Annotated in this window: 20 protein-coding genes; 8 read left to right on the top strand and 12 right to left on the bottom strand. The window is 71.8% G+C overall.

The annotated features are described in order from the left end of the window. Window positions 1–3: 3 nt before the first annotated feature. The 8 genes from ACGRHY_RS25750 to ACGRHY_RS25715 form a co-directional block, all read right to left on the bottom strand. Window positions 4–1,335, bottom strand: a complete 1,332-nt coding sequence (locus ACGRHY_RS25750) for a hypothetical protein (protein ID WP_394637688.1) — start codon at window positions 1,333–1,335, stop codon at window positions 4–6. Continuing rightward, window positions 1,332–2,408, bottom strand: a complete 1,077-nt coding sequence (locus ACGRHY_RS25745; RefSeq protein WP_394637687.1) for an NAD(P)/FAD-dependent oxidoreductase — start codon at window positions 2,406–2,408, stop codon at window positions 1,332–1,334. Before ACGRHY_RS25745 ends, ACGRHY_RS25750 begins: the two co-directional genes overlap by 4 nt. After that, the gene (locus ACGRHY_RS25740; RefSeq protein WP_394637686.1) at window positions 2,405–3,742 is read right to left on the bottom strand and encodes a SidA/IucD/PvdA family monooxygenase; all 1,338 of its coding nucleotides are present in this window, start codon (window positions 3,740–3,742) and stop codon (window positions 2,405–2,407) included. The genes ACGRHY_RS25745 and ACGRHY_RS25740 overlap by 4 nt, the downstream gene beginning before the upstream one ends. Window positions 3,743–3,993: 251 nt before the next feature. Beyond that, window positions 3,994–4,371, bottom strand: coding sequence for an aspartate 1-decarboxylase (gene panD / locus ACGRHY_RS25735; RefSeq protein WP_394637685.1), 378 nt, complete (start codon window positions 4,369–4,371; stop codon window positions 3,994–3,996). 86 nt (window positions 4,372–4,457) lie between these two features. Further along, on the bottom strand, window positions 4,458–6,080 hold the full coding sequence (locus ACGRHY_RS25730) for a class I tRNA ligase family protein (RefSeq protein WP_394637684.1): 1,623 nt from the start codon (window positions 6,078–6,080) through the stop codon (window positions 4,458–4,460). 13 nt (window positions 6,081–6,093) lie between these two features. Continuing rightward, window positions 6,094–6,435, bottom strand: coding sequence for a cupin domain-containing protein (locus tag ACGRHY_RS25725; RefSeq protein ID WP_394637683.1), 342 nt, complete (start codon window positions 6,433–6,435; stop codon window positions 6,094–6,096). A gap of 91 nt (window positions 6,436–6,526) precedes the next feature. Further along, the gene (locus tag ACGRHY_RS25720) at window positions 6,527–7,771 is read right to left on the bottom strand and encodes an FAD-dependent oxidoreductase (protein ID WP_394637682.1); all 1,245 of its coding nucleotides are present in this window, start codon (window positions 7,769–7,771) and stop codon (window positions 6,527–6,529) included. Window positions 7,772–8,233: 462 nt separating this feature from the next. Next, window positions 8,234–8,827, bottom strand: a complete 594-nt coding sequence (locus ACGRHY_RS25715) for a ScbR family autoregulator-binding transcription factor (protein WP_394637681.1) — start codon at window positions 8,825–8,827, stop codon at window positions 8,234–8,236. A 407-nt stretch (window positions 8,828–9,234) separates the two neighbouring features. Between ACGRHY_RS25715 and ACGRHY_RS25710 the strand changes: the two genes are divergently transcribed. After that, complete coding sequence (locus tag ACGRHY_RS25710; protein WP_394637680.1) at window positions 9,235–10,425, top strand: IS701 family transposase; 1,191 nt, start codon at window positions 9,235–9,237, stop codon at window positions 10,423–10,425. Between the two features lie 94 nt (window positions 10,426–10,519). On the opposite strand, the gene ACGRHY_RS25705 is transcribed toward ACGRHY_RS25710, so the two are convergent. After that, window positions 10,520–11,275, bottom strand: a complete 756-nt coding sequence (locus ACGRHY_RS25705; RefSeq protein ID WP_394637679.1) for an SDR family NAD(P)-dependent oxidoreductase — start codon at window positions 11,273–11,275, stop codon at window positions 10,520–10,522. A gap of 60 nt (window positions 11,276–11,335) precedes the next feature. Further along, window positions 11,336–12,028: a ScbR family autoregulator-binding transcription factor gene (locus tag ACGRHY_RS25700; protein WP_394637678.1), complete on the bottom strand. Its 693-nt coding sequence runs from the start codon at window positions 12,026–12,028 to the stop codon at window positions 11,336–11,338. Between the two features lie 109 nt (window positions 12,029–12,137). On the opposite strand from ACGRHY_RS25700, the gene ACGRHY_RS25695 reads away from it, so the two are divergent. Further along, window positions 12,138–13,085: a ScbA/BarX family gamma-butyrolactone biosynthesis protein gene (locus tag ACGRHY_RS25695; RefSeq protein ID WP_394637677.1), complete on the top strand. Its 948-nt coding sequence runs from the start codon at window positions 12,138–12,140 to the stop codon at window positions 13,083–13,085. 205 nt (window positions 13,086–13,290) lie between these two features. On the opposite strand, the gene ACGRHY_RS25690 is transcribed toward ACGRHY_RS25695, so the two are convergent. Together ACGRHY_RS25690 and ACGRHY_RS25685 are read right to left on the bottom strand one after the other, a co-directional pair. Further along, window positions 13,291–13,968, bottom strand: a complete 678-nt coding sequence (locus tag ACGRHY_RS25690; RefSeq protein ID WP_394637676.1) for a response regulator — start codon at window positions 13,966–13,968, stop codon at window positions 13,291–13,293. Next, complete coding sequence (locus ACGRHY_RS25685; protein ID WP_394637675.1) at window positions 13,965–15,185, bottom strand: sensor histidine kinase; 1,221 nt, start codon at window positions 15,183–15,185, stop codon at window positions 13,965–13,967. Before ACGRHY_RS25685 ends, ACGRHY_RS25690 begins: the two co-directional genes overlap by 4 nt. A 289-nt stretch (window positions 15,186–15,474) precedes the next feature. Here ACGRHY_RS25685 and ACGRHY_RS25680 point away from each other — a divergent pair, with 289 nt between their 5' ends. The 6 genes from ACGRHY_RS25680 (at window position 15,475) to ACGRHY_RS25655 (ending at window position 23,769) form a co-directional block, all read left to right on the top strand. Next, complete coding sequence (locus ACGRHY_RS25680; protein WP_394637674.1) at window positions 15,475–17,631, top strand: MMPL family transporter; 2,157 nt, start codon at window positions 15,475–15,477, stop codon at window positions 17,629–17,631. A 610-nt stretch (window positions 17,632–18,241) separates the two neighbouring features. Further along, window positions 18,242–18,859 carry an allene oxide cyclase barrel-like domain-containing protein gene (locus ACGRHY_RS25675; RefSeq protein WP_394637673.1) on the top strand — a complete coding sequence of 206 codons (618 nt, stop codon included), beginning with the start codon at window positions 18,242–18,244 and terminating at the stop codon, window positions 18,857–18,859. Window positions 18,860–19,036: 177 nt separating this feature from the next. Next, entirely contained in the window at window positions 19,037–19,546 is a 510-nt protein-coding gene (locus ACGRHY_RS25670; RefSeq protein WP_394637672.1) for a hypothetical protein, read from the top strand. A gap of 869 nt (window positions 19,547–20,415) precedes the next feature. Further along, window positions 20,416–21,546, top strand: a complete 1,131-nt coding sequence (locus ACGRHY_RS25665; protein WP_394637671.1) for a DUF3103 family protein — start codon at window positions 20,416–20,418, stop codon at window positions 21,544–21,546. Window positions 21,547–21,884: 338 nt separating this feature from the next. Beyond that, a complete protein-coding gene (locus ACGRHY_RS25660) occupies window positions 21,885–22,406 on the top strand; it encodes a hydrogenase maturation protease (RefSeq protein WP_394637670.1) in 522 nt (173 codons plus the stop codon). Between the two features lie 193 nt (window positions 22,407–22,599). Continuing rightward, window positions 22,600–23,769 (top strand): 4Fe-4S dicluster domain-containing protein, encoded by a 1,170-nt coding sequence (locus ACGRHY_RS25655; RefSeq protein ID WP_394637669.1) that lies wholly within the window; start codon window positions 22,600–22,602, stop codon window positions 23,767–23,769. The last annotated feature ends 36 nt before the right edge of the window (window positions 23,770–23,805 follow it).

Below are 23,805 nucleotides of genomic sequence, written 5' to 3'. Positions count from 1 at the left end.
CGGTCAGCCTTTCCTCGTCTCGTGGGCCGTGGTGGACCACCACGGCCGCGCCGTCAGCCCCCATGCCGCGAACTCCTCGGCGACCAGCCGGTGCAGGGAGGCGGAGTCGCCGAAGTGGGCGGGCATGCCGGTGACGGTCACCGTCATCCGGTGTCCCACGCGGAACAGGCACAGCGACGCCCGCAGCCGGGCTCTGTCGGGGACCAGTCCGGGCACGTTCATGGTGCGCACGGCGACGGAGTCGGCCGGGTGGCCGGCGAAGTGGATCACGGCGTCCGACGCGTGCCCGAAGTTCGAGGCCACCACATCGGTCTGCTGCGCTCCGGGGTTCTTCAGGGCGGCGGCGTGACGGGCGGGCAGCAGGTGCCACAGCGGTTCGGGCACGAGTGTGGCGCTGTGGGCGCCGGTGTCCCGCAGCAGTGCTTTCGCCGCCTGCCGGGTGTCGCTCAGACCGCCGTGGCTCGCGGGACCGCCGGGCATGCCGAGCGGTACGACGACCAGGGCGTTCGCCCGCTCGTCGTCTGCCTCGTGGCGCAGGCTCGTCGGGATGCCGACCCGGATCCCGTCACGGTCCGCGCGGGGCACGCGGGCCCGGACGAGGTTGGCTGCGATCTGCAGGAACAGGGTGTTGTCCGTCCCTCCATGGCCGCGGGCGCACTCCTGCCACCGCGCCGCATCCACCGTGAAGATCGCCGTACTGAAGAACTGGGGCCGCGCCGGCGGGGTGGCCGCGGCGGGGGGACGGCGCAGCGCGGCGCCGATAAGCGCGCGTTGGCGGGGGTCGTGGGCCAGGTGCAGGAGCCAGCCCGCCGACTGGGCGACGGCGCGGGCCGCCTGGCCGAGTGCCTCGGCCGCGTCGCTGTCGCACGGTCCGCGCGGCCGGCGTGCGGGGGTGCGGGCCGCGATCGCGTTGAGGAGGCCCAGACCGTCGCTGCGGAAGTGGGGCACGGTCAGGGAGACCAGGCTGCCCTCGTGGTGGGGAGCGGCGGCCAGACGCCACAGTTCCGTGGAGTCCGGGGCCAGCGGCACCCGGACCTGGGTGTCGATCCACTGGGGCGCGGTGCCGTCGGTCAGGGGCCGGTCGTCCAGGTGGAGGGGATGGGTGTTGGCGGCCGGCACCCATTTGCGGCGGGCGCCGGGCAGGTGTGCGCGGACGGCGCGGCGGCTGAGCAGGCCGCTGTCGAGACGTCGCCATTCGGCCTGCAGCTCCCGGGCGGGAACGGGCACGGGAAGACGCCACAGGATCTGGACGACGCGGGAGGAGCCGAGGTCCGTCGCAGCCCGGTGCAGCATCTCGTCGGTGGAGTTCAGGCGCCATGCCGTCGCGTCGTTCACCGGTTCAGCACCTCGAGAATCCTGGCCGCCGCGTGGCGGCCGACAGCGGGGGCGAGTTTGAACCCGCCTCCGTTCCAGCCGACGGCGGTGACCAGCCCGCGGGGCCGCGGCCAGACCGTCACCGCCCCCGGACCGTCCGTCGCGAGGGTGTCGTAGGCGGTGACGCCCCCCGCGGCGCGGGCGTGCGCCAGTTGCGGGCAGCGGTGCCGGACGACGGCGCGGACGCGGTGCTCCTCGGCGGCCGGGACGCCGGCGCGCACGGTGGCGGGGACGCCGGTGCGTGCGCAGGCCACACCGGCCAGCACGGTGCCGCCGGTGTCCCATCGGCGCAGCCACGCGCCGGTGGTGCGATCGACCACCGTGGGCAGGTCGGCCGGGGCCTCGGTCCGCAGCAGGCAGTAGCCGATCGCCCTGGTGCGCAGCGGAAGGTGCACGCCCGCCGACGCGGCCAGGGCCGTGCTGCCGATCCCGGCGGCAAGCAGGACCGCGTCGGCGTGCACGGGGCCGGTGGAGGTGCGCAGGCCCAGGACGCGCGAGGAGGAGTGCAGCAGGCCGGTGGCCCGGGCGGTGCGCAGGCGCAGTCGGTCGCCCGCGTCGCGCAGGATCGCCCGGACCGTGTCCGCGGCCGGCAGCCATCCGGCCTGCGGTTCGAGGACGCCGAGCAGGTGGCCGGGCACGGTGAGGCCGGGAAACCGCCGGGTGATCTCGTCGGCGGTGAGGATGTCGGTCTTGTGTCCGGCGGCGTGGACCGTCTCCAGCGCGGTCGTCGCCTCAGCCAGTCGGTGGTGGTCGATCAGGGTCAGGCTGCCGTCGGCGCGCACGGAGGGCCAGGTGCCGCGCCAGCCGCGCGCCTGGTAGCGGGCGCAGCCTTCGGCGGCCCAGGCGGCGTGTCCGCTCTCCGGTTCGAAGGCGCGTACCAGTCCGCCCGAGGCGCTGGTGGCACCGCCGGTGGCTCCGGCCTCGTCGACGACGATCACGGAGGCGCCGTGGGCGGTGAGCCGTTCGGCGGTGGCCAGGCCGATGATCCCTCCGCCGACGATGGCGACATCCGCCGCGGCGGGGGCCGCGGTCATCGCAGGACCCGTTCGGCCAGGTGGCGCAGGGGTTCGGGCGCTTCGTGCAGCAGGAGTGATTCGGCGATGTCGGAGGCGCGCGCGGACAGCATGGCCAGGGCTCCGGCGTCGCCCATGCCGTGACTGGCCTCGCACAGGCCGTTGAGGTAGACCTTCAGGGGGCGTGGGCTGGACTCGGTCGTCTTGAGTTCGATCGCGTAGTCGCGTCCCACCACGGGGACGCCCTCCTCGTCCAGCGGCAGGCGGTGGGCCACGCCTTCGAGCAGCGGGTGGTAGGGCTCGTCGCCCGGCCCGGTGCCGAAGTCCTTGAATCCGGTGGCCAGAATGACCACGTCGGCGTCGACGGTGTCGAGGGCGAGGTGGTTGACGTCGCGCAACGTCAGGCGGTGGGCGCCGTCGCGGGGTGAGGCGTCGATTCCGGTGACCTCGGTGAAGGGCCGCAGGCGCAGGCGGTCCGAGCCGGTGAGCTCGTACTCGCGCTGGACGCCGACGAGCCGGTCGATCACGTCCTGGTCGCAGGCGGCGTAGTTGATGGAGCGCAGTTCGGCGCGCAGGCGTCGTTTCACCGTGGCGGGCAGCGGGTGGAAGTAGTCCACGAACTCCGGCAGGAACACCTGCCGGCTGTATGGGCTGGTGTCCTTCAGCCGGAAGCCGATGCCCCGGTGGATGGACGTGACCTGGCGTACGTTGGGGCGTTCCAGCAGGTCGAGCACGATCTCGATGGCGCTCTGGCTGGCGCCCACGACCGCCACCCGGATGTCCTGGTGCCTCAGGGCGCCGATGGACGACAGATACCGGGTGGAGTGGAAGACGGTCCGTCCCGCGCTCTCCGCGAAGGGGGCCGGGATGCGCGGGGAGCGGCCCGTGCCGATGACGACGGTCCGGCCGAGGTAGCGCCTGCCTCGCCCGGTCTCGACACAGAACAGTTCACCCCCGTCCTCGTCCCCGAAGAGACCGAGCCGGGTGGCGCCGTGCCCGTAGTCCACCGAGGCGGAGAACGCCTGGGCGACCCAGGCGAGGTAGCCGGCGTATTCGCGGCGCAGGGGGAACTTGGCGTTCAGGTGGAGGTAGTCGGTCAGGGCTCCGCGTGAGGCCAGGTACTTCACGAAGGTGTGGGGGCTGTCCTGGTTGCGCTGCATGGCCAGGTCGCGGAACGGGTTGTTCTGGATGTCCGCACCGGGCAGGAGTTGTTCGTCCTGCCACTGGAAGCGATCCGAGCGCTCGATGAAGTGAGCGTCCGCCAGGCGGCCGAGTTCGTCGAGCATCACGGCCAGGGAGAGGTTCGCCGGCCCGAAACCTATGCCCAGAATGGGGTAAACCTGTTGCTTCGTCACTGGTCACGCATCCTCGACTCGTCGTGCATGCAGGAACACGGGGAGGCGGCGGGGCGCCGGTGGAGTGTCGTGCCGGGGCCGGCACACGCGCTCTCGCGGTGCATGTGGGCCCCGTCTCGCACAGGCCCCGTCTCGCGGCGGGGTGGCCCGGGCCGCCGGTGGGACGTCCCTCGCTCGGCGGGGTGCCGGATGTTCCGGCGCCCCGCCGGCGGTACGGGCGGTGCCTGCCGGCAACGGGCCGGTGGTGCGCCTCAGGAACTCTGCAGGGTCGTCTCGGTGATCTCGTTCGCGTCGTTGACGTGGACGACCCGGGACTTGAAACCGCCCCGCTCCTCCTCGGTCAGCTGCGCGTAGCTGATGATGATGACCTTGTCCCCCCGCTGGACGAGGCGGGCGGCGGCTCCGTTGATCACGATCTGCCCGGCCGGGGGCTTGGGCGAGTCGTCCAGGATGGTGTAGGTCTCGAACCGGGCGCCGTTGTTGATGTTGACGATGTGGACCAGCTCGTGGACGCCTATCCCGGCAGCCTCGAGCAGTTCGGGCGAGATGGTGATGGAACCGACGTAGTTGAGGTTGCTGTCGGTGACGGTCGCACGGTGGATCTTCGAGTGCATGAAGGTGCGCAGCATGACGCGACTCCTTTGCGGCAGGTGGTGTACCGGTCGGCACGGGAAAGGGGGTACGGCGGGCCCGGTCGGGCCGGTGTCGGGCGGGGTCAGGCGGCCGGTGCGTCGTCCCGCGCACCGGAGGAGGGGGTGCGGCCGGCTGCGAGCCCTGTGAAGGCTCCCGGAGGCCGGTGGTCGAGTTCCGCCAGCAGGGGCGTGGTTCCCGCGGTCGAGGGGGCCTCGAAGGCGTTCGACACCTGCTCGCACAGGTCCGGGGTGAGGGGCCAGGCCAGGGTGCGCAGGGTCCACAGGAACTGCAGCGCGCCGCAGATGTCGCCGGGGTCGTCGGCGTCCAGGTCCGCGCAACGCAGGGCCAGGGTCTCCAGGTGCAGGGCGAGTGCCTCGGCCGCCTTGCGGATGGAGAAGGTCTCCAGCCGGTAGGCGTCCTCGAAGCGCCGGCGCGACGCCTCGAGCGCGGTCCTCCACCAGGCCGAGGGCTCGGCGTCGACGCGGCGTCCGGCCGCGGCGGCGGTGAGGGCCTCCGCGACGGTCCTCAAAGGGGTGTCGAACCGGGTGGCCAGGGTGAAGGCGGCCACCGGCTCGCTGAACTCGGACTGCTGAAGTTCCGGGCTGGTCAGGGACAGCACGAAGCGGGTGCGGTCGCGGCCGACGCTTTCCAGGAACTCCCCGGCCCAGCGCACGTCCCCCTTGCTGGTGGAGAACTTGCGGCCCTCCAGCAGGTAGTACTGGTTGGTGAGGGTGCGGGTCCGGGGCAGGTCGACCGGCAGTCCGTGGCGGGCCGCCAGCAGCGACAGCGCCACGTAGACGAACGCGTTGTAGAAGCCGTTGTCGATGCCGATGAACTGGACCAGTTCGTCGCAGCCGGCCTGGCGGCCCTCACGGGCCCGCCGCAGCCAGTACACGTGTCCCACGTAGATCTCCGGCCAGGCGTTGACGGTCTGGGGGAGGCCGTGGGGCACGTCCCAGTCCACCGTGATCCCCCAGGTGCCGGGATAGGTGATCGGTATGTACGGCAGGGGTCCGGCGAGGGTCTGGGCGACCACACGGTCCAGGTCGGGGCGCAGCCTCACGTCCGAGGACCGGTACCAGTTGGTGAGCATCGTGCGGTAGCGCTCCAGGTCCAGGACCCAGATGGGGACCCGGCGGGTGGGCAGGGCCGAGGCCGAGCCGGCCACGGACAGCAGGGCGCCGGGGAGGTTGTAGAGGCCGCACGTCTCGCAGACCCCGGCCCGGGCGTACGCCAGGCAGGTCGGGCAGCGCCCGGTGACGAACGCCTCGGCCCTGTAGGTGTCCGAGGCCGCGTCGTAGGGCAGGTCCACCTCGCGGCGGTCGAAGGCCCCGTGCCGCCACAGGCGGGTGAAGAAGTCCTCGACGAAGGCGGTGTAGCCGGAGTCGGGGCGCTCGAAGAGGTCGACGTCGACGCCCGCCAGTTCGAGGGTCTTGGTCACACTGTCGAAGGCGTGCCGGATCAGCGACTCGGGGTCGGTGCCGAGCCGCTCGGCCGTGGTGACGACATAGGTCTGGTTGTCGTCGGTGCTGGTGCCGAAGGCCACGTCGTGCCCGTGGATCTTCTGGGCGCGTGCGCACACGTCGCTGCCCAGCACCGGCCCCGACAGGTGTCCCAGATGGAGGTCACCGTTCGGGGTGGGCGGAGAGAAGGTGACGTTGATGCGCCGCCGACCGGGTTCGGTGCCGCGCGGGGCGTCGGTCATGGAGGACTTCCCCTCACTGTGCGGCGGGCTGGAGCCAGTAGATGCTGACGAAGGTCAGCGGATCGTCCGGGCTGGTGTTGGTGACGACGTGGTTGGTGCCGTGCGGGATGTAGATGACGTCGCCCGGCGCGACGTCGCGCTCCTCGTCACCGATCCGCACGTGCCCCCGGCCGCTGAGGAAGATGAACGTCTCATCGGTGTCGTGGCCGTGCGGGGTGCTGGACTCCTCGGGCCGGATGGAGCACAGGGTGCTGTTCCAGGGCGGGGTGACGACGCCGTCCCAGGGGTAGAGCTGGCGGATGTCGCAGCCGTTCTTGCGGATCAGCTCATCGCCGGCGGCGGTCCTGATGTGCATGTGGTTCCTCCCGTATGCGCGTTCGGTGTACACGCCGCCCTCGGTGCGGGGCGGCGTCCTGTACTGGTGGGCCGGCCTTCGGGTGCCCGGGTCATCCCAGGGCGAGGAGGCGCTCGACGACCTCGGGGTCGAAGGACTCGGCGGGCACCTGGAAGGGGCCTTTGAAGGTGGCCAGCCGCGACCCCGCCAGTACGGGGTCGGTGGGCCACACCTCCGCGTACGCCTTGCGGCGGGCGACGCCGCGGGGGGTGAAGGTCATGTTCATCGCGGTGCGCACGGAGCCGGAGATCCGCAGGCGGTGCATGCGCACCTCGCGCTCGCGGGCGTAGGGGTGGAGAATCTCCGGCTCCCAGGTGCCGGATGAGCGCAGGCAGTCGCGCACCATGCGCGCGTCCCGCAGCGCGATGGACAGGCCCTGTCCGACGACCGGATCGGTCCACCCGGCCGCGTCCCCGACCAGGACCGCTCCGGGCGCGAAGGGCGCGTCGGCCCAGGCGTCGTTCATCGGGTAGAAGGCGCAGGTCGCGGCGGGGGTGGCCTCGGCGAACATCTCGCTGTCGGGGATGCAGTGGAGCCGGAAGGCCTGAAGGAACTCGGTATGGCGGTTCGGCCCGGCGAAGCGGCCCTTCTGCGAGACGTCGTGCAGCAGGTACAGGCGGGCACGGGCGCCTTCGCGGGGGAAGACGAAGTACAGCAGGTCGCCTTCGGTGCCGATCGAGGTGACGTTCACGGGCCAGTCGTGCAGGTCCTCGACGAGCATCCCGCCACCGAGGGAGTTCGGCGGAGTCTGGGTCAGGCCGATGCCCAGTTGTCGGCGCACCGTGGACATCCGCCCGTCGGCCCCGACCACCAGGCGGCAGGGGACCTCGTACTCGATGTCGTTGTGCTCGTAGCGCACGGTGGGTTCGAGGCCGCCGGTGACCAGGACATCACCCACCCCGCGTACGACGGTGGCTCCTGACTCCTGGGCCGCGGTGGAGAGCGCCTCGCACGCCTCGGGGTGTCCGACATCGAGGACCCCCTGTATCCCGGGGAGCATTTTGTCCAGGTGCAGGGCTCTGGCTCTGGCGGTTTCCGGATCGACTATCTCGTCGAATCCGATGAAGCGGTCGACATAGGTACCGCCGGCTTTGAGAATGCATTCCTCAAGCCCCAGCCGGATAAGTTCCTCGACTCCCCAGCAATTGATTACCTCGCCTCTGACCTTGTCCCGGTAGACGGTCTGCCGCTCAAGGAGGAGCACTTGGTGCCCGTCACCGGCAAGGGCTGCCGCCAGCGCGGACCCGGCGATCCCGCCGCCGACGACGACTGCGTCAATGCGTTCAGATTTCGCCATGAATCCTCCTGGGGACCTCTGGTCGGGGGTTCCAAACAATGACGGCGGGACCTCAGCCGGGCTGTCGTTCCGGTTGGCTGCGGACTTAATCCTTGCCATTGGCGAGAGGTTGAGCGAGGGGGATAAGCGACATCCGCCGTCCACTTTGGGTCATGCCACCGGCAAGCAAAAGCGGATTGAGTCGTTCAACGAAAAGGAGGGCATGGCGAAGCGCCCCGAAGGGTGTTCCGGGGCGGCGTGCCGTACGGGGCGTGCTCCCGCGGACGGGCGGCGGCGCGCCCGCCACGCCCGCGGGGCGTTCCTGTGACGGGGTGGTCCGGGCACAGGTTTTCCCATCGCCCCCGTGGCGGCAACGCCGACTTGCTCAAGTCTCGTACGGGCGCCGGGTACGGGGTGGCTGTCGCGCCGCGTCCCGGCCGGGCCACGAGTCCGGTGGACCGTGGCCGCGGCCGGTCCGGTGGGTCATGTGTCGCGGTCGGCGCAGATACCGCGCAGAGCGATGCCCCACAGCTGCTGGAGCTGCTCCGCGGCGTCCGGCTTCCGCGCGGCTTCGAGGGCGGCACGGGTGGCCGTCTCGGTCCCGGCGAGCAGGTACGCCGCGAGGTTGGCCACCGCTGCGGGAGGTGTACCTGCGCGCAACTGGCCCATGCGCTGCGCCCGGTGGGCGAGTTCACGGACGGTCGGCAGCCAGCAGGCCGACCAGCCACCGGGGTAGGCGCCGGGCCGTTCGCGCGTCAGACGGGCGGCCGACCGCACGGTGGCGTCGTCCTCGAGAAGACGGGCCAGGCGCACGGTCAGTTCGACGACGAGGTCGAGCGCGGGGCGCGGGGCGGTCCTCACGCGGTCGACGGCGGCGCGGACCGTCCCGCACCCACGGCCCTGGACGGCATCGGCCAACTCGCTCTTGGAACCGAAGTGGAAGGTCAGGGCACCGGTCGTGATGCCCGCGGCCCTGCACACCTGCACCATCGACGTGCCGGCATAGCCATGGCGGTCGAACTCCGTGGCGGCTGCGTCCACCAGGGCCTGTCGTGTTCGCGCTGCTCTCGCCTGCATCTGATGCTCCGTGGTGCTAGCTGATCGTCGGGACCGTTGCCGGGGTGGACTTCCTTACCGCGGGGCTGCGGTCACGCAACGGGAGTCCACTCGGCACCATGGGCGCGGCGCGCACCGGTGTCGCGATGCCGTCGGCTCGGCGCACGGCACGGGTACCGACGTGGGATCCTCGGTCGATCTCGCAGGTGGGGGAGCACAGCGTCGCGTTCGCGCACCGACCGCATCAAGCCCGGCTCCCTGCCACGGGAGGGCGAGGTGATCTGTTCCGGCCAGTGGCGGACGCCCTGGTTCCGCGTAGACGGCGATTTACCCCGGCGCATGTTGTCCGATTCCCGCCCCACTCAAAACATAGTTGATTCAATTATTCTATGGCGGCCGAAGAGACGTCTCCCAGGGAAAGGACCGCCATGTCGTCGCTCCGTCCGATTTCCGCCAACGCACCAGTCACCCCCGACCAGTTCTCCGGCTTCGTGGACAGGGTGTTCGCTCATCTGCAGCGTGCGGACCAGCGGCGCTGGGGGCACGCTTACCTGCTGGGTTTACTGACCGCGCCGGGCAAGAAGACCGTCCGGCGCCTGGCCGCCGCCGTCACGGACTCCCCGACGGCGTCGCAGTCCCTGCAGCAGTTCGTCAACTCCAGTCCCTGGGAGTGGGAACCGGTCCGGCACGAAGTGGCCCGGTGGGCCGAGGAGCGGCTCAGACCCCGTGCCTGGACGATCGCGACGACGGTCCTGCCCAAACGGGGGGACCATTCCTGCGGGGTGCACCGGCGCTTCGTTCCCCGTCTGGGCCAGACCGTCAACTGCCAGGTCGGCGTGGGACTTTTCCTGTCCGGCGGCGGGTCCGCCGTGTCCGTCGACTGGCGTCTCCACCTCCCGTCGCGCTGGATGCTCCCCCACCTCCGCCAACAGGCCCGCATTCCTGGTGACATCCGGCCGCAGCCGGTGGGGAGGGACGCCTTCGACATGGCGGACCGGCTGCACCGGCACGCCGGTGTGACCCCGCTCCCCCTCGTGGCCGACCTGCGGGACGGCTGGCAGGCGGGAGACCTGGCCCGCCTGCTGGCCCGTCAGCGGCACGACTTCGTGGTCGCCGTGTCGGCCGACTTCCCGGTACTGCCCCTCGACGCGGCCGAACGGGATCCGTACTCCCTCACGACGCCGGGCGTCCGGCACGGTCTGCCTTCGGCCGGGACGGTGCGCGCGGGATCCGTCGTCGGTGGCTGCCTGCGCGGTACGCACCGGAACGCGGGCGCACCGGCCGATCTGGTCCGCCTGCCCGCGGCGGCGATGCCCGGTGTCCGGGAACGGCGCGTCTACCGCCTGTTCACCGACCGGCGCCGCCCCTCCGTCGTGTGGATCACGAACATAGTGCGCCGCCGCGCCGCGGAACTCTCCTCACTCGTCGGATGCTGGGCCGACACCGCCGACGCGGTACGCGATCTGAGGCAGGACTTCGGCCTGCTGGACTTCGAGGGCCGTTCCTATCCGGGCTGGCACCACTACATGACCCTGGTGTCCGCAGCCCACGCGTACCGGACACTCCTCGGCTCGCCGCCCCGATCCCCCGCCCGGGACCTGGAGCCGGTGCCGGCCTGAGGACGCCTCCTCCCGGCGCGTACGTCCGGCCCCGCAAGAGGGATGCCGCGCGATGCGGTTCGCGGCATCCCCCGCACCCCCGCCGCCGTACCGTTCAGACGGCGCCCACCCCACCGTCCACGGCGATCTCGGCTCCGGTGACGAACGAGGCGAGATCGCTGCACAGCCATGCCGCGGCGTTGGCCACTTCCGCGGGGTGGGCCAGCCTTCGCTGGATGGCCCGCGACCCGGAGGGCCTGCCCGCGGCCTCCCGGAGGTCCGCCCCCTGTTCCATGAGCGGAGTCCTGGTGCTGCCCACGACCAGGGCGTTGACGCGGATCCCCTGCCCCCCGTATTCGGCCGCGGCCGCCTTGGTCAGCCCCAGAACTGCGTGTTTGGCCGCGACGTAGGGGGCCACCGCGCCGGTGGCGAACCGCCCCGCGGTGCTGGAGGTGTTGACGATGGCCCCGCCCTCCCCCTGGTCGATCATGACGGGTATCTGGTGGCGCAGGCAGTTCCAGACACCGCGCACGTTCACGTCCATGATCTGGTCGTACATAGCGTCGGGGACCTCGTGGACCGCGAGCCCCGCCGTTCCCCATCCCGCGTTGTTGAAGGCCGCGTCCAGCCGGCCGAAGTGGCGCACGGCCTCGGCGACGACGTGCCGTACGTCGTCGGCCGACGTCACATCACCGGGTACGGCGAGCGCGCGCGCTCCGCCGGCGACGAGTTCGTCGGCGAGCCCCCCGATCAGGCCGGCCCTGCGCGCCATCAGCACCACGTGCGCGCCCTGTGCGGCGAAGACCCGCGCGGCGGCGGCGCCGATCCCGCTGGACGCCCCGGTGATCATGACGGTCCTGTCCGTGAGCATGCGGCCCCCGTTGTGTGAATGCTCCTGCGGCGAATGGAGATTGCCGCAGGAGCATAGTTCTCACGGCGCCTGTCCCGCCCGGGCGTTCGGCGTCGCGCCCGCGGGGTCCTGCCGGGGCCGGCCGCGGGCCTCGCTCAGCTCGATCCTGGCGAGCGTGGCCGGTGTGGCGATGGCCGGGAGCAGGCAGCGCCACATGTCCATCACGCGCCAGGGCAGATCCGCCCGCCCCGATTCCAGGTGGGCGTGCATCTGGGCTCCGGTGCAGGCGTTGACGATCAGCCGCGCGACGGCCTCCACGTCCGTGGCCGCGCGCACCTCCCGCCTGCGCTTGGCGAGCGCCAGCCCTTCGGCCACGACGTGGCTCCACTGCCGGTGGGAGTTCTGCTCCGAGCCCACGAAGAACTCCTGCTCCATCACCAGCCGGGCGCCCGCCAGCAGGAAGACGTCCTCCAGTACCTGGTGGGCCCAGCTAACGGTGACGTCCACCACGTACTGCAGTCCCGTCGAGTCGGCCGGTGTGACCACCCTGTCGGGCTGCTGCTGGACGATCGCCCGGGCGAGTTCTTCCTTGTTCCTGAAATGGAAGTACACCGCGCCCAGGGTCACTCCCGCCCGATCGCCGATGCTGGTGAGCGTGGCCCTGGAGAAGCCCCGCTCCGCGAAGACCTCCGCCGCCGCCCGCAGGATGTCCGCGCGCGTGCGCAGTGCCCTCTTCTGTTGCAGCGCGGCCCGCCTGCCCGTTACCCGAGTCATGTGTTCCCTCGTTTCCCTCTCGACAGAAAACATAGTCGTATTTACTTTTATGTTCAGGTGTTTCCAGAAGGAGACACGACACGAACGATGACACTCCGGGAAGGATCACATGATTCTCGGCACCACTCCCCTCCTCACCGACCTCGGCCGATGCGTGGGCAAGACCGACCCTGCCGAGGTCCTGGTCACGGGCTGGCTCCCGAACCACGACGGAACCTACGCCGTCACCACGCACTGGCCCAGGGTCCACCGCTTCTACACCCTGACGCCAGAGACGCACGGCCCCCACCTGTTCACCGAAAGCGTCCGCCAGGCTCTGGCACTGTTAACCCACGCCGCCTTCGACATCCCCGTGGGCTACCGGCTGGGCTGGGAGAGATTCACCTCCACCGTGGCGCCCGACGCCCTGCGCACCGGAGCGGACACGGCGGCGTTGCGCCTCGTCGTCGCCTACGAACCCGTCACGCGCCGAAGATCGGGGACGGCACGTCTGAGCGCCTCGGTCACCGCCGCACTCGGAGAGACCCTGCTGGGCAGCGCCCAGGTGCGGTACACGGCCTGTCCCCCGGCCATCTACGACCGGCTGCGCGGCCGGTACGCCGACGCCGGGCGGGCCTGTGCCCGGGCACTTCCCGTCCCGTCCCCCGTGGAACCCTCCCTGACGGGGCGTCGACGGCCGTCGGATGTCGTCCTCGCGACCGGCGACGAGCCCCGGACCTGGAACCTGAGGGTCGACACCGGCCATCCGGTCCTCTTCGACCATCCCCACGACCACGTACCCGGCATGGTCCTGCTCGAGGCCTGCGGCCAGGCCGCGGTGTCCGCCACCCGGCCCCACCGGACGACTCCCGTCGCCTTCGACACCGCCTTCTCGCACTACGTGGAACTCGACCGGCCGTGCCGCATCCTCGCGGAGGACACCGCCTCCGCCGACCGGGGCCGGGACCTGCACCACGTCCGCGTCACCGGTTCGCAGGACGGCAGGCAGGCATTCTCCGCCACCGTCACCCTCCAGTCCGTCACCACACCTCTGGCGACGGGATCCGTCACCGTCTGACCGTGATCACGGATCCGGACGGGCACAGCCCGCCGGTTCGCACGCGCCCCGCGCGGTTCGCGCCGCGACCTCCCGCACTCCGGTGGCGGTGACGCCCCCGCCGCCCCGGACGCCGGTCGCGCCCGGGGCGGCCCGCCCACGCTCCTAACCACCGGTCACCGCCCATGCCGATGACGCGGCTCGGCGCGCCGGCGAAACGGACCCTTCAGTGACCGACGTCGTGGTCGCCGGCTTCGACGAGTCCGCTCTCGTAGGCGAAGATGACGATCTGGATCCGGTCACGCAGACCGAGCTTGGCGAGGATGCTCGACACATGCGACTTGACGGTCGCGGCGCCGATGAGGAGCCGCTCGGCGATCTCCGAGTTGCTCGCCCCCCGGGCGACGGCGATGACGACCTCTCGCTCGCGTTCGGTGAGACGCCCCACACGGCCCGCGGCGGCCGCGCCGACGACGCGCCGCTCCGCGAACCGGTCGATGAGCCGCCGAGTGATCGACGGCGCCAGCAGCGCCCCTCCCTCGGCCACGGTGTGCACGGCTGTGGCGAGTTGCTCCGGCGGGATGTCCTTGAGGACGAAGGCGCTGGCACCGGCGCGCAGCGCCTCGTAGACGTACTCGTCCGGGTCGAACGTGGTCAGGATCAGCACGCGCACGGCCCAGTCGGCCTCCCGCAGGATCCGGGAGGTCGCTTCGAGGCCGTCCACGCCGGGCATGCGGATGTCCATGAGGATCACGTCCGGGCGGTGCCGGCGTGCCGCCTCGATCGCCTCGATCCCGGTGCCCGCCTCGGCCACGACCTCGATGTCGTCGTCGATCCGCAGAATCATGGTGAAGCCCCGGCGGACCAGCGCCTGGTCGTCGGCGACGACGACACGGACGGTCATACGGACTCCCCCTGGACAGGCAGACGGGCGGCCAGCCGGAATCCGCCGCCGGGCCGCGGTCCCGCATCGAGACTACCGCCGAGCAGCAGGGCCCTCTCCCGCATTCCGACGATCCCGTGGCCGCCAGCGCCCGCGCGTGCCGTGTTCGGCGCGGGCCGGGCGGCGGTGCCCCGGCCGTCGTCCAGCACTTCGACGGTGACTCCGCGGCCGCACTCGTCGTGCCGGAGGCGCACCTCGGTGTGTGTGCTCGGTCCGCTGTGTTTGAGCACGTTGGTCAGCGCCTCCTGGACGATGCGGTACACCGAAAGCTCCACGCGGGCCGGCAGCGGGGCCTGGAGGCCGTCGGTGACCGAGACGTGCAGCCCCGCGTCGCGGACCTGCGCGACGAGCCGGGGCAGGTCGGTCAGACCGGGCTGGGGGCCGAGCCCGTCGCGCTCGGCCTTCGGACGCAGCACTCCCAGCAGGTGCCGCAGCTCGTCCAGTGCCTGGCGGCCCGCTTCCTCGACCGCGGTCATCGCCTCGAGCGCACTTCGGGGATCCTCGGCGGCCACCATCCGGGCGGCACCGGCCTGCACGGTCATCATGCTCACCCGGTGGGCGACCACGTCGTGCAGTTCCCGGGCGATGTGGGTGCGCTCCTCGGCGACGATCCGCTGTGCCTCGGAGGCCTGCTCCCGGCGGACTCTGACGCCGCGCTCGGCGCGCAGCCACAGGCGCCGGCCGGCGTACCAGGCCCCGGACATGACCAGGCAGCCGAAGGCGGCTTCTCCCCAGGGAACGGAACGGAGCAGGCCGTCGACCGTGACCGCGGCGGCCGCGGCGACGGCACCGAGAGGACTCCACCGTTTTTCGCCGGTGTGCCGTCCGGCGCCGTAGAGCGCGATGACCGCGGTCCCGCCCAGGGTGGAGTAGCCGCTGCCCAGGGTCGGGGCCCACACCGCGAGCACCACGTACAGGACCGCGATCGGCCTGCGCCGACGCAGGTAGAGCGCCGCCCCGGCCACCGCGTAGAGCAGGAGGACGGGCAGAGGGACGTCGGTGACCGGGCGGACGGCCACGGTGTCCCCCGGAGTGTCCCGCAGGAACGCCGCCGACAGGAACGCGGCGGTCGCGAGGACGGCGTCCGCGGCCCGCGGCCAGCGGACGAAGGGACCGCGGAATCTGGCCGGCATGCTGCGGACCAGCGTCTCGGCGGGCTGCACCGTGCGGTTCATCATCGCTCCATCAAGAGGCGTCCGGTGCTCTGACCTCGATCGTCGACGCACCCGGCAGGACATCGTAATCGCAGGTCAAAGGCGCGGTAACCCGTCGGAAGGTGGACCCGGTCCCCCGCCGCCGGGGGGAGACGCCGCCTCGGTCCACCCGCCCCGGGCAGGAGCACCGAACCCCTCCGGCGGCCGGGGACAGCGGCGGCCGCGGCGCCCACGATGGATCCGCCCGCGTTTTCCGCCGTCGGCGCTGCGAGGAGACGCCGGCGGCAGCCCTCTGACAGGAGCCCACGCATCCATGAACCGATTCACCCGTCTCATCGGCGGGGCGAGCGCCCGCCGGCCGTGGGTCACGGTCGCCGCCTGGGCGGTCGCCCTGCTCCTCGTACTGCCCATGGCCGGCACGGTCGGCGGTTCGTTCGTCGACGACCTGACCGCTCCCGGCAGCCAGAGCGAAGAGGCGATGGAACTGCTCGAGGACCGCTTCCCGGAAGCGTCCGGAGGCAGCGCGATGGCGGTCTTCGCCGTACCGGAAGGGCGACGAATCGAACACCACCGGGCCGCCATCGACGAAGCGGTCGCACGGATCGCCGAAGTGGAGCACGTCGTCACGGTGACCGATCCCCTCACGGCCGGCACGGTCTCGCCCGACGGGCGGATCGGTTTCGCCCGGATCACCTTCGACGTGCCGCCCATGGACGTCGATCCCGCGCAGGTCGACGCCCTGGCCGATGCGGTCGGGCCCGTACGGGAGGACGGAGCCGTCGCCGAGCTGGGCGGCGACGCGATCTTCATCAACGCCGAAACACCGACATCGGGCGCGGAGGCGGCCGGCCTGCTGACCGCACTGATCACCCTGGTGGTGGCGTTCGGCACGGTCGTGGCCGCACTGGTGCCCATAGCGCTCGCCCTGGTGGCGGTCGCCGCGGGCCTGGGCAGCATCGCGCTGCTGGCCAACGCCATGGACGTCTCCACCGCCGCTCCCACGATCGGCGCCATGATCGGCCTGGGCATCGGCATCGACTACGCCCTGTTCATCATGGCCCGCTATCGCGAGAACCATGCCGCCGGCCAGGACAACACCACGGCTCTGTCCAACGCCATGGGCTCCGCGGGCGCGGCGGTCCTCTTCGCCGGCGGAACCGTCATCGTGGCGATGGCCGCACTCGCGCTGACCGGCCTGGGCTTTCTGACCTCGATCGGCCTGAGTACCTCGCTGGTGGTCCTCTTCGCCGCGGCGACCGCCCTCACGCTCCTGCCGGCCCTGCTGTCGCTCCTGGGCGACCGGGTCCACAAGCGGCGCGTCCCGGGCCGCAAGCGTCAGGCGGACGGGCCCGAGGGCACGGTGTGGTGGCGTTTCGCCCACCACGTCTCCGGCCGGCCGTGGCCGTACCTGATCGTCGCCTCGGCGGCGCTCCTCGCACTGGCGGCCCCCGCGCTGCGCATGGAGACGGGCTTCCCCGACGCGGGCGACGACGCGACCACCACCACCCATCGCCGCGCCTACGACCTGCTGGCGGAGGGGTTCGGTCCCGGCTTCAACTCCCCCCTGCTGGTCGTCGCCGATCTGCGAAGCCCCGGCGCGGACGCCCGGGACGTCCCGGCGCTGTCCGAGCGCATCGCCGCCGACCCCGGCATCGCCGCGGTCGGTGAGCCCCGCACGTCCGCGGACGGAGACACGGTGGTGCTGCCCACTCTCCCCGCCACCGCTCCCTCGGACGCGGAGACGTCCGCGACGCTCGAGCGCGTCCGCGATCTCGTGCCGGACAACGTCCTCGTGTCCGGCGTGACCGCCATGACCGACGACCTCACACGGCAACTCACCGACACCCTGCCGGTGTTCGTCGGCACGACTCTGGTGGCGTCGTTCCTGCTGCTGATGCTGGTGTTCCGCTCCATCGCGATACCGGTGAAAGCCGCCGTGACAAATCTGCTGTCCATCGGTGCCGCGTACGGTGTGGTGGTCGCCGTCTTCCAGTGGGGCTGGCTCGCGGGCCTGTTCAACCTCGAGGGGACTTTCCCGATCGTCTCACCCCTGCCGACGATCTTCTTCGCGGTTCTCTTCGGCCTGTCCATGGACTACGAGGTGTTCCTGCTCTCACGAGTCCGCGAGGAATACGACGCCGTGGGCGACAACACCGAGTCGGTGGCGCGCGGCATGGCGGCCACGGGCCGTGTGATCACATCCGCAGCACTGATCATGACGGTGGTCTTCCTCAGCTTCGTCGCCAACCCCTCGCCGCTCGTCAAGATGATGGGCCTGGGCCTGGCGACCGCGATCGTGCTCGACGCGACGATCGTCCGGATGGTGCTCGTTCCCGCGGCCATGGCACTGATGGGACGCGCCAACTGGTGGCTGCCCCGCTGGCTCGACCGCCGGCTGCCCCGCGTCGACGTGGAGAGCACCGGTGTCCGGCCCGAGCGGGTGGTCGCCCCCGCCTCCGGGAGCGACTGACGTCACAGCCGCGGCGTGCCGCGTCCCCTTCGGGCCGTCGAGTCCCGATGGCGACGGCCAAGCCGGGCTCGGAGTCCCCGGCGACCGCCTACCGCGGGGACGTGGCCGGGGAGGGGTCGTCCGGGGCCGCCGGCGGCCCCGGGCTGCCCCGGACTGCCCCGGACCGAGGTGATCGGCCGGGACCCGCGTGCTCGACCGGACAGATCTGTCACACGCGAAGTCCACGCTCTCCGGTCCCGGTAAACGCACTCCAATGGCCTCAGACCCGGTCCTCTGCCGAGCGCGCCGCCACCGCGGCCGCTAGCGTTGCCGCTGAAGGGTGGTTCGGCGAGAGGCCCGACGGTCCCTCTCCTCCGGACCGTGATCCGATTCTGAAGGAGAGTCCGCTCCGAGTAGATCCGGGCGAAAACCGTCACGACGAGGGTGAGCACGACGAACTCTCCCAGTGATGACGCGGGCCTCCACGTACGTTCGCGCCCACGGTCCCCGGACCTGCTCGGCCGCCTTTCTTCTGTGATGTCGACCCGATGCGTCGCCGTCCGGCGACATCGGCTCCGGAAAAACCCGGGCAGCCCTGATTCTGTTCGTCCCCGCAAACACGGAGGTGACCATGGGCTTCGCTGGCAGGTCCTTCATATTCCTCGCCGTCACGGCTCTCAGCGGCTCTGCCGGACTCGCCCTCATCGGCTCTGCTTCGGCCGACGTGGCCCCGCGGAAGACAGCCGCGACTGCGGCGCCCCACCCTGCCGACGCCTCCTCGGGGAAAAGCCGCACCATCCGCGTAGAGGCCCGGCTGCAGGTCGGCGAGGAGCTGGATCTGGGCGCAACGGGCCGCAGTGTCGGAGACCAGTTCGTCTTCAGCGGGAACCTGGTGTCGGCCGAGGGGCCGGAAGAGCGCTCCGTCGGTCGCTTCGGCGGGTTCTGCGTCATCACCGACCTCGAACGCAACGCGGGACAGTGCTCGTCGACCGCGGTACTTCCGGAAGGACAGATCACCGTCCAGGGCGAGCAAACCGGAATTCCGGCACCGGTCCCGGCCGTCAACGCGATCACCGGAGGCACCGGGGGGTTCCGTAAGGCGCGCGGCCAGGTGACACAGCGGGTGCTGACACCGGCGGCCTGGCAACTCGTGTTCGAGGTCTCCGACACGCAGCCTCATCGGACCGGGGGCGGCCGCGGTACGTCCGGGACACCGACGCCCCTGCCCCCGTCCTTCCCCGGCAAGTAGCCGCGCCGGGCGGTATCGGCGTCACCCGGGACGCAGCGACGGGGGTCGAACCGGGCGGAGGGCCCGTCGTTCCGGGCCGATGCCGGCACAGCCGCCGACCGGCCGTGAGACCCGGGAAATCGAGGACGACGCGAAGTGCCTCCGCCAACCGCGGCAATCACCACACATGGAGACGTCGTGATCGAGAACTTCCGCACACGCATGGGCCGGGGTGTCGCCCTGGCCACCGTCGCGGCCGCGACCGTCACGGTCGGCGCGACCAACGGCGGCCCGCCGAACCCGCCGCCGGCCGGCTCTGCGAGCCGGCCGGCGGCGGGTCAGGGGAAGGAACCGCGGACTGAACCTCGGGCGGCGGAGCGGCGACGGATCGCCACGTCGGTCCTGGGCCGGGACCTCAAGTTCACACTCACCGCTGTGAGGTCGCAGACCGATCCGCTCGCGGCATCCGTACGCCTCCAGGTCTTCGCCCTCAGGAACGGTGCGTGGAGGGAGTCCGACCGTGCTCTGATCGGCGAGGCGGGCGCCTGGTTCTGGTTCCCACTGACCGGCCGTCACGCGGTGTGCGAGTTCTCCACCGCCGGGACGGAGCCCGCACCGGTCACCGTCAGCCTGCTGGTCACACCGTCGATCGGCTGCTCACCGACTGAGGACTTCCAGGTGGAGAACGGGCTGATCACCCCCACCTGACAGCACGGCCATGGGCACCGGCCCCAAAGGACAGGAGGGAGCGTGACCGGTGTGGCCGATTGCCGGCTGCCCCCGAGCGCGCCACCCACCACACCCGTCGCCCCACCGGAGTCGTTCACCTCTGCCGAAGATCGCAGACCGGCGGAAGCCGACAGCCGGAGAGGTTCACGGAAGGTGGCGTGACGGATCCACCGAAAACGGGAGCAGGACCATGCGGGAGGCAGCGCAGATCTCGCGGCAGATCCTGGAACCCATCTCGGCGCCCGAACGGCTCGAAACACGACTGGGTTCCCTGGCCTTCCCCTCGGCACGCCCACCGGGGAGACGGCGAACCGCGTCTACGACCACCTCGGCCACGTGCGCGCGGTCGGTGCTTTCCTCGACGCGTACTCCGGCGTCAGTCTGTGGGCGTCCCGCAGAGGATTGCCCGAGGCGGGAATCGAGGACCACTCGGTCCCGGTGGGGCGGCCCGGTTCGGCCAGCCGGGTCGGTCGGACGGCGGCGAGGGCCGCGAAGACCTCGTAACGGTCCGCGACCGCTCGGAGCGGCCACAGCAGGGCGGCCAGCCGGGTCGGGGCCTTCCTCGCCGGCCAGCGCGGGTTCCCGACCTCCCTCGGCACCGGAGCAACGAAGCCCTGATCCTCAGGGCGGCCCGGCAGGCCAGCCCGCCCGGCCCGCCGGTGGGTGCCGCGCGGCGCCTCCGGGGTCTCCCGGCCGGAGCCGGAGGTGTCCTGATCTCACCCCTTGCCGCATTGGCATGTCATCGTCATTCTAGGCGACGCGGGCGACTTCTACCCGCATAGAAAAGGCCGTCCGCATCCGTGTACCACCCCTCACGTATCCGCCCCACTCCCCCACAGGAGATCCGTGTGATCAGACACCGGTTCAGAACCACGGTCGTGTGCGCCGCCCTTCTCTCCCTCGGCCTCGGCGGCACGCAAGGGATCGCCTCGGCCTCCGCTCCGCCCGACACCTCCCGGGGGTCCGGGACCGTCACCGCGATCGAGGACGGCACCGCCCGTTCACTGGCGGCCTCCCTCTCCGACTCCGCCTGGCGGGCCCGGATCCAGAAGGCCGCTCTCACCTCGGACGAGGTCGGTCTCGGCGATCTCGCGGGGAAGAACCCGTCCAAGACCGCCAAGGACTTCGGATCGGTGGTCGCCGACGCCGACCGGGATCTCGCGGCGGCCAAGGGCCTCGGCACCGAGGCCGGCCCCCTGCTGCGGCTCCGCCTCGCCGACGAGTCGATGCGCGAGGCACTCGAGGCCGGGGCCGAGCCGCTGGTGGCGGCCGCCCCCGCCGACGACGGCGCCACGAAGGTCACCGCCTACGACAGCACGGGCCGCTCCCACACGCTGGACGCGCACCGGCTCCCCGAACGCCCCGTCTACGTGGTCGGTGTCGACGCCGAGCGGGCCGTCACCGCGGGCATGGCCGTCCTGCGCGAGGAACTCGCCCGGCACGGCCTCCCCACGTCCGAACCGGTGGACTCCCCGAGCACCGCGAGCGATGGTTTCTGGACAAGCCGTATCACCTCCGTGAGGCTGTCCGACGACGAGGAGCCCTGGATCAAGGGCGACGCCGAGATCTACTCGCTGGTGGCCGGCTTCGGCCAGGACGGCAAGGTACGTGTCGACCCGGTCGACATGCCGTACCTGGACGAGGACGGCAGGACCTACCAGCCCAACCAGATCCTGGTGAACTGGTCGTACTACAAGTACAACCTCGCCGACGTGGTGATGATGGAGGAGGACGGCGGCACCAACTACCGGTCGCTCGCCAAGGCCCTCGCCGACGCCCTGCTCACCATCATCGACATGGGCGCCTACGTCCCGCTGGTCAACGCCGTGCTGGACGCCATGCCCGACCACTGGTGGACCGACGATCCCGACTACGTGGACTCCTGGTACACCCTCGCCCGGAACAGCACGGGCTCCTTCAGGGGCGCGCGGGGCAACGGCACCATGACGCTCGAACCGTACTGGGTCTCGGCCTTCTAGGACACCGCCCCGGTCGCAAGGGACCGGGAGCCGGAAGGTGCCCCACGGTGCCCACCCCGTTCCGAGACCGCGGGGTACGGGCGGACGGCGCCTTCCGGCTCCGCGGGCACAGCGGTGGTCGTGCCCGCGGCCGCTGTGCCGCCTCCGCCGTCGGCCGTCCGCCGTACCCGTGGGCTCCACGGGTGTGTCGATGCATCGCACGACCGCATGCGTCGCCGACCATGGTCGGGGCGGACGGCCGTCCTCGGGGGCGGTGCCGCGAACGCGCCGGCCCCGCGTCCCGAACGGCGGCGAGACCGCCGCACACCGCGATGTCGTCGGGAGAGGGAAGCCCAGCGATGACACCCTCCGCCGGTACGGCGGTCATCGGGATCGGCAACGAGTTCCGGAGGGACGACGGGGCGGGGTGGGCCGTTGTCGGGCTGCTGCGGGACCGGGCGGCGCGGCGACCGCTGCCCCCGGGCACCGTTCTCGCCGAGTGCGGCGGAGATCCCGGCCGGCTGATCGCGCTCTGGGAGGGCGCCGGTCTGACCGTCGTCGTCGACGCCTGCTTCCCCCCTTCGGCGCGCCCGGGGCGGATCCACCGGTGGTGCCGGGGCCCGGGCGAAGTTCTGCGCGCGGCCCACCCGGGGAGACACAGCACGCACGGATTCGGCCTCGCCGAGGCGTTGCGCCTCGGCGAGAGCCTCGGGCGCGGTCCCGACCGCCTCGTGGTGTACGCGGTCGAGGGGGCGGATCATTCGCCGGGCAGGGGGCTCACTCCGGCGGTGGCGTGTGCGGTGCGGCATCTGGCCCTGCGGGCCGAGGCCGACATCGGACGACACGCCGGGACCCCGGCCCGAGGCGCGCAGGCCGAGTGAGCACCGGCAGACGGAGCGGCGCGGGGAAGGCCGGCCCTTCGGCGGGACACGCCGAACCGCTTCGGAGGCCGCGGGCCGCGCACCTGGCACGCTGTCCGTGGTGATCACACGCCGTACGGCCGCGTCGCGGTGCGCTGTGACGGAGGAGCCCGCGCCTCCCCGGGCCCAGGGGCGCGGAGACGAGAGGCAGACCATGACCGACGCTTCAGGTGCCGCAGCCGTCCCCGGCCGACGAACCGAGGCGGTGCTCGACCGTGAGGGCCTGGACGCGCTGGTGCGTGTCCTGAGGCGGCGCGGTCGCACGGTGGTCGGCCCCACCGTGCGCGACGGCGCGATCGTCCTGGACGAGCTGGAGTCCGCCGACGAACTTCCCCACGGCTGGGGGGTCGAGCTGGAGGCGGGACGGTACCGGACCCGCCGCCGCGAGGACGGGGCCGCATTCGCGCACAGCGCGGGGCCGCAGTCGTGGAAGTCGTTCCTGCATCCCGAACGTGTCCGCCAGTGGAGCGCGGACCGCCGTCCCGACGGCGGGCTGACCGTGCGCGAGGAGGAACCGCGGAGTGTCCCTTACGCGTTCCTCGGCGTCCGCCCCTGCGATCTGCGGGCCATCCACATCCTCGACCGTGTCATGTCCGGCGGCCGCCACCGGGACCCCGCATACCTCTCCCGGCGCACAGGAGCCTTCCTGGTCGCGGTCGAGTGCACCGAGCCGGGTGCCACCTGCTTCTGCGTGTCGATGGGCACCGGACCGGCCGTGGACGGCGGGTACGATCTCGCCCTCACCGAGATCACCGACGACGCAGGCCACCGCTTCCTGTGCCGGAGTGGAAGCCAGGAGGGGACCGCGGTCCTCGCGGAGCTGCCTCGGCGCAGCGCCGACACCGCCACCCGCACCGCCGCGGCCGGTGCCGTGGACGCCGCCGCCGAACGCATGGGCCGGTCCATGCCGCCGGTGGACCTGCGCACGCTGATGCGGGACAACCTGGAGGCAGCACGCTGGGACGACGTCACAGCCCGGTGCCTGAGCTGCGGCAACTGCACCATGGTCTGCCCCACCTGCTTCTGCACCACCACGGAGGAGGTGACCGACCTGACCGGTGACCACGCCGAGCGCTGGCGCCGCTGGGACTCCTGCTACGACCTGGACTTCTCGCTCCTCCACGGCGGTCCGGTCCGGGCCACCCCGCGCAGTCGCTACCGCCAGTGGCTCACCCACAAGCTGGGCACGTGGCACGACCAGTTCGGCAGCTCGGGCTGTGTCGGCTGCGGCCGCTGCATCGTCTGGTGCCCCACCGGCATCGACCTCACCGAGGAGGCCCACGCCCTGTACCGGGAGGCCGGGCGCGGGGAGAGCGCGCCGTGAACCGGCGGCCGGGCGCGCATTCCGGCGAGGGGGTGC

It is taken from the genome of Streptomyces shinuiensis (assembly GCF_043660855.1).
GTDB lineage: Bacteria > Actinomycetota > Actinomycetes > Streptomycetales > Streptomycetaceae > Streptomyces.
This window is presented reverse-complemented; position numbering and strand designations above follow the sequence as displayed.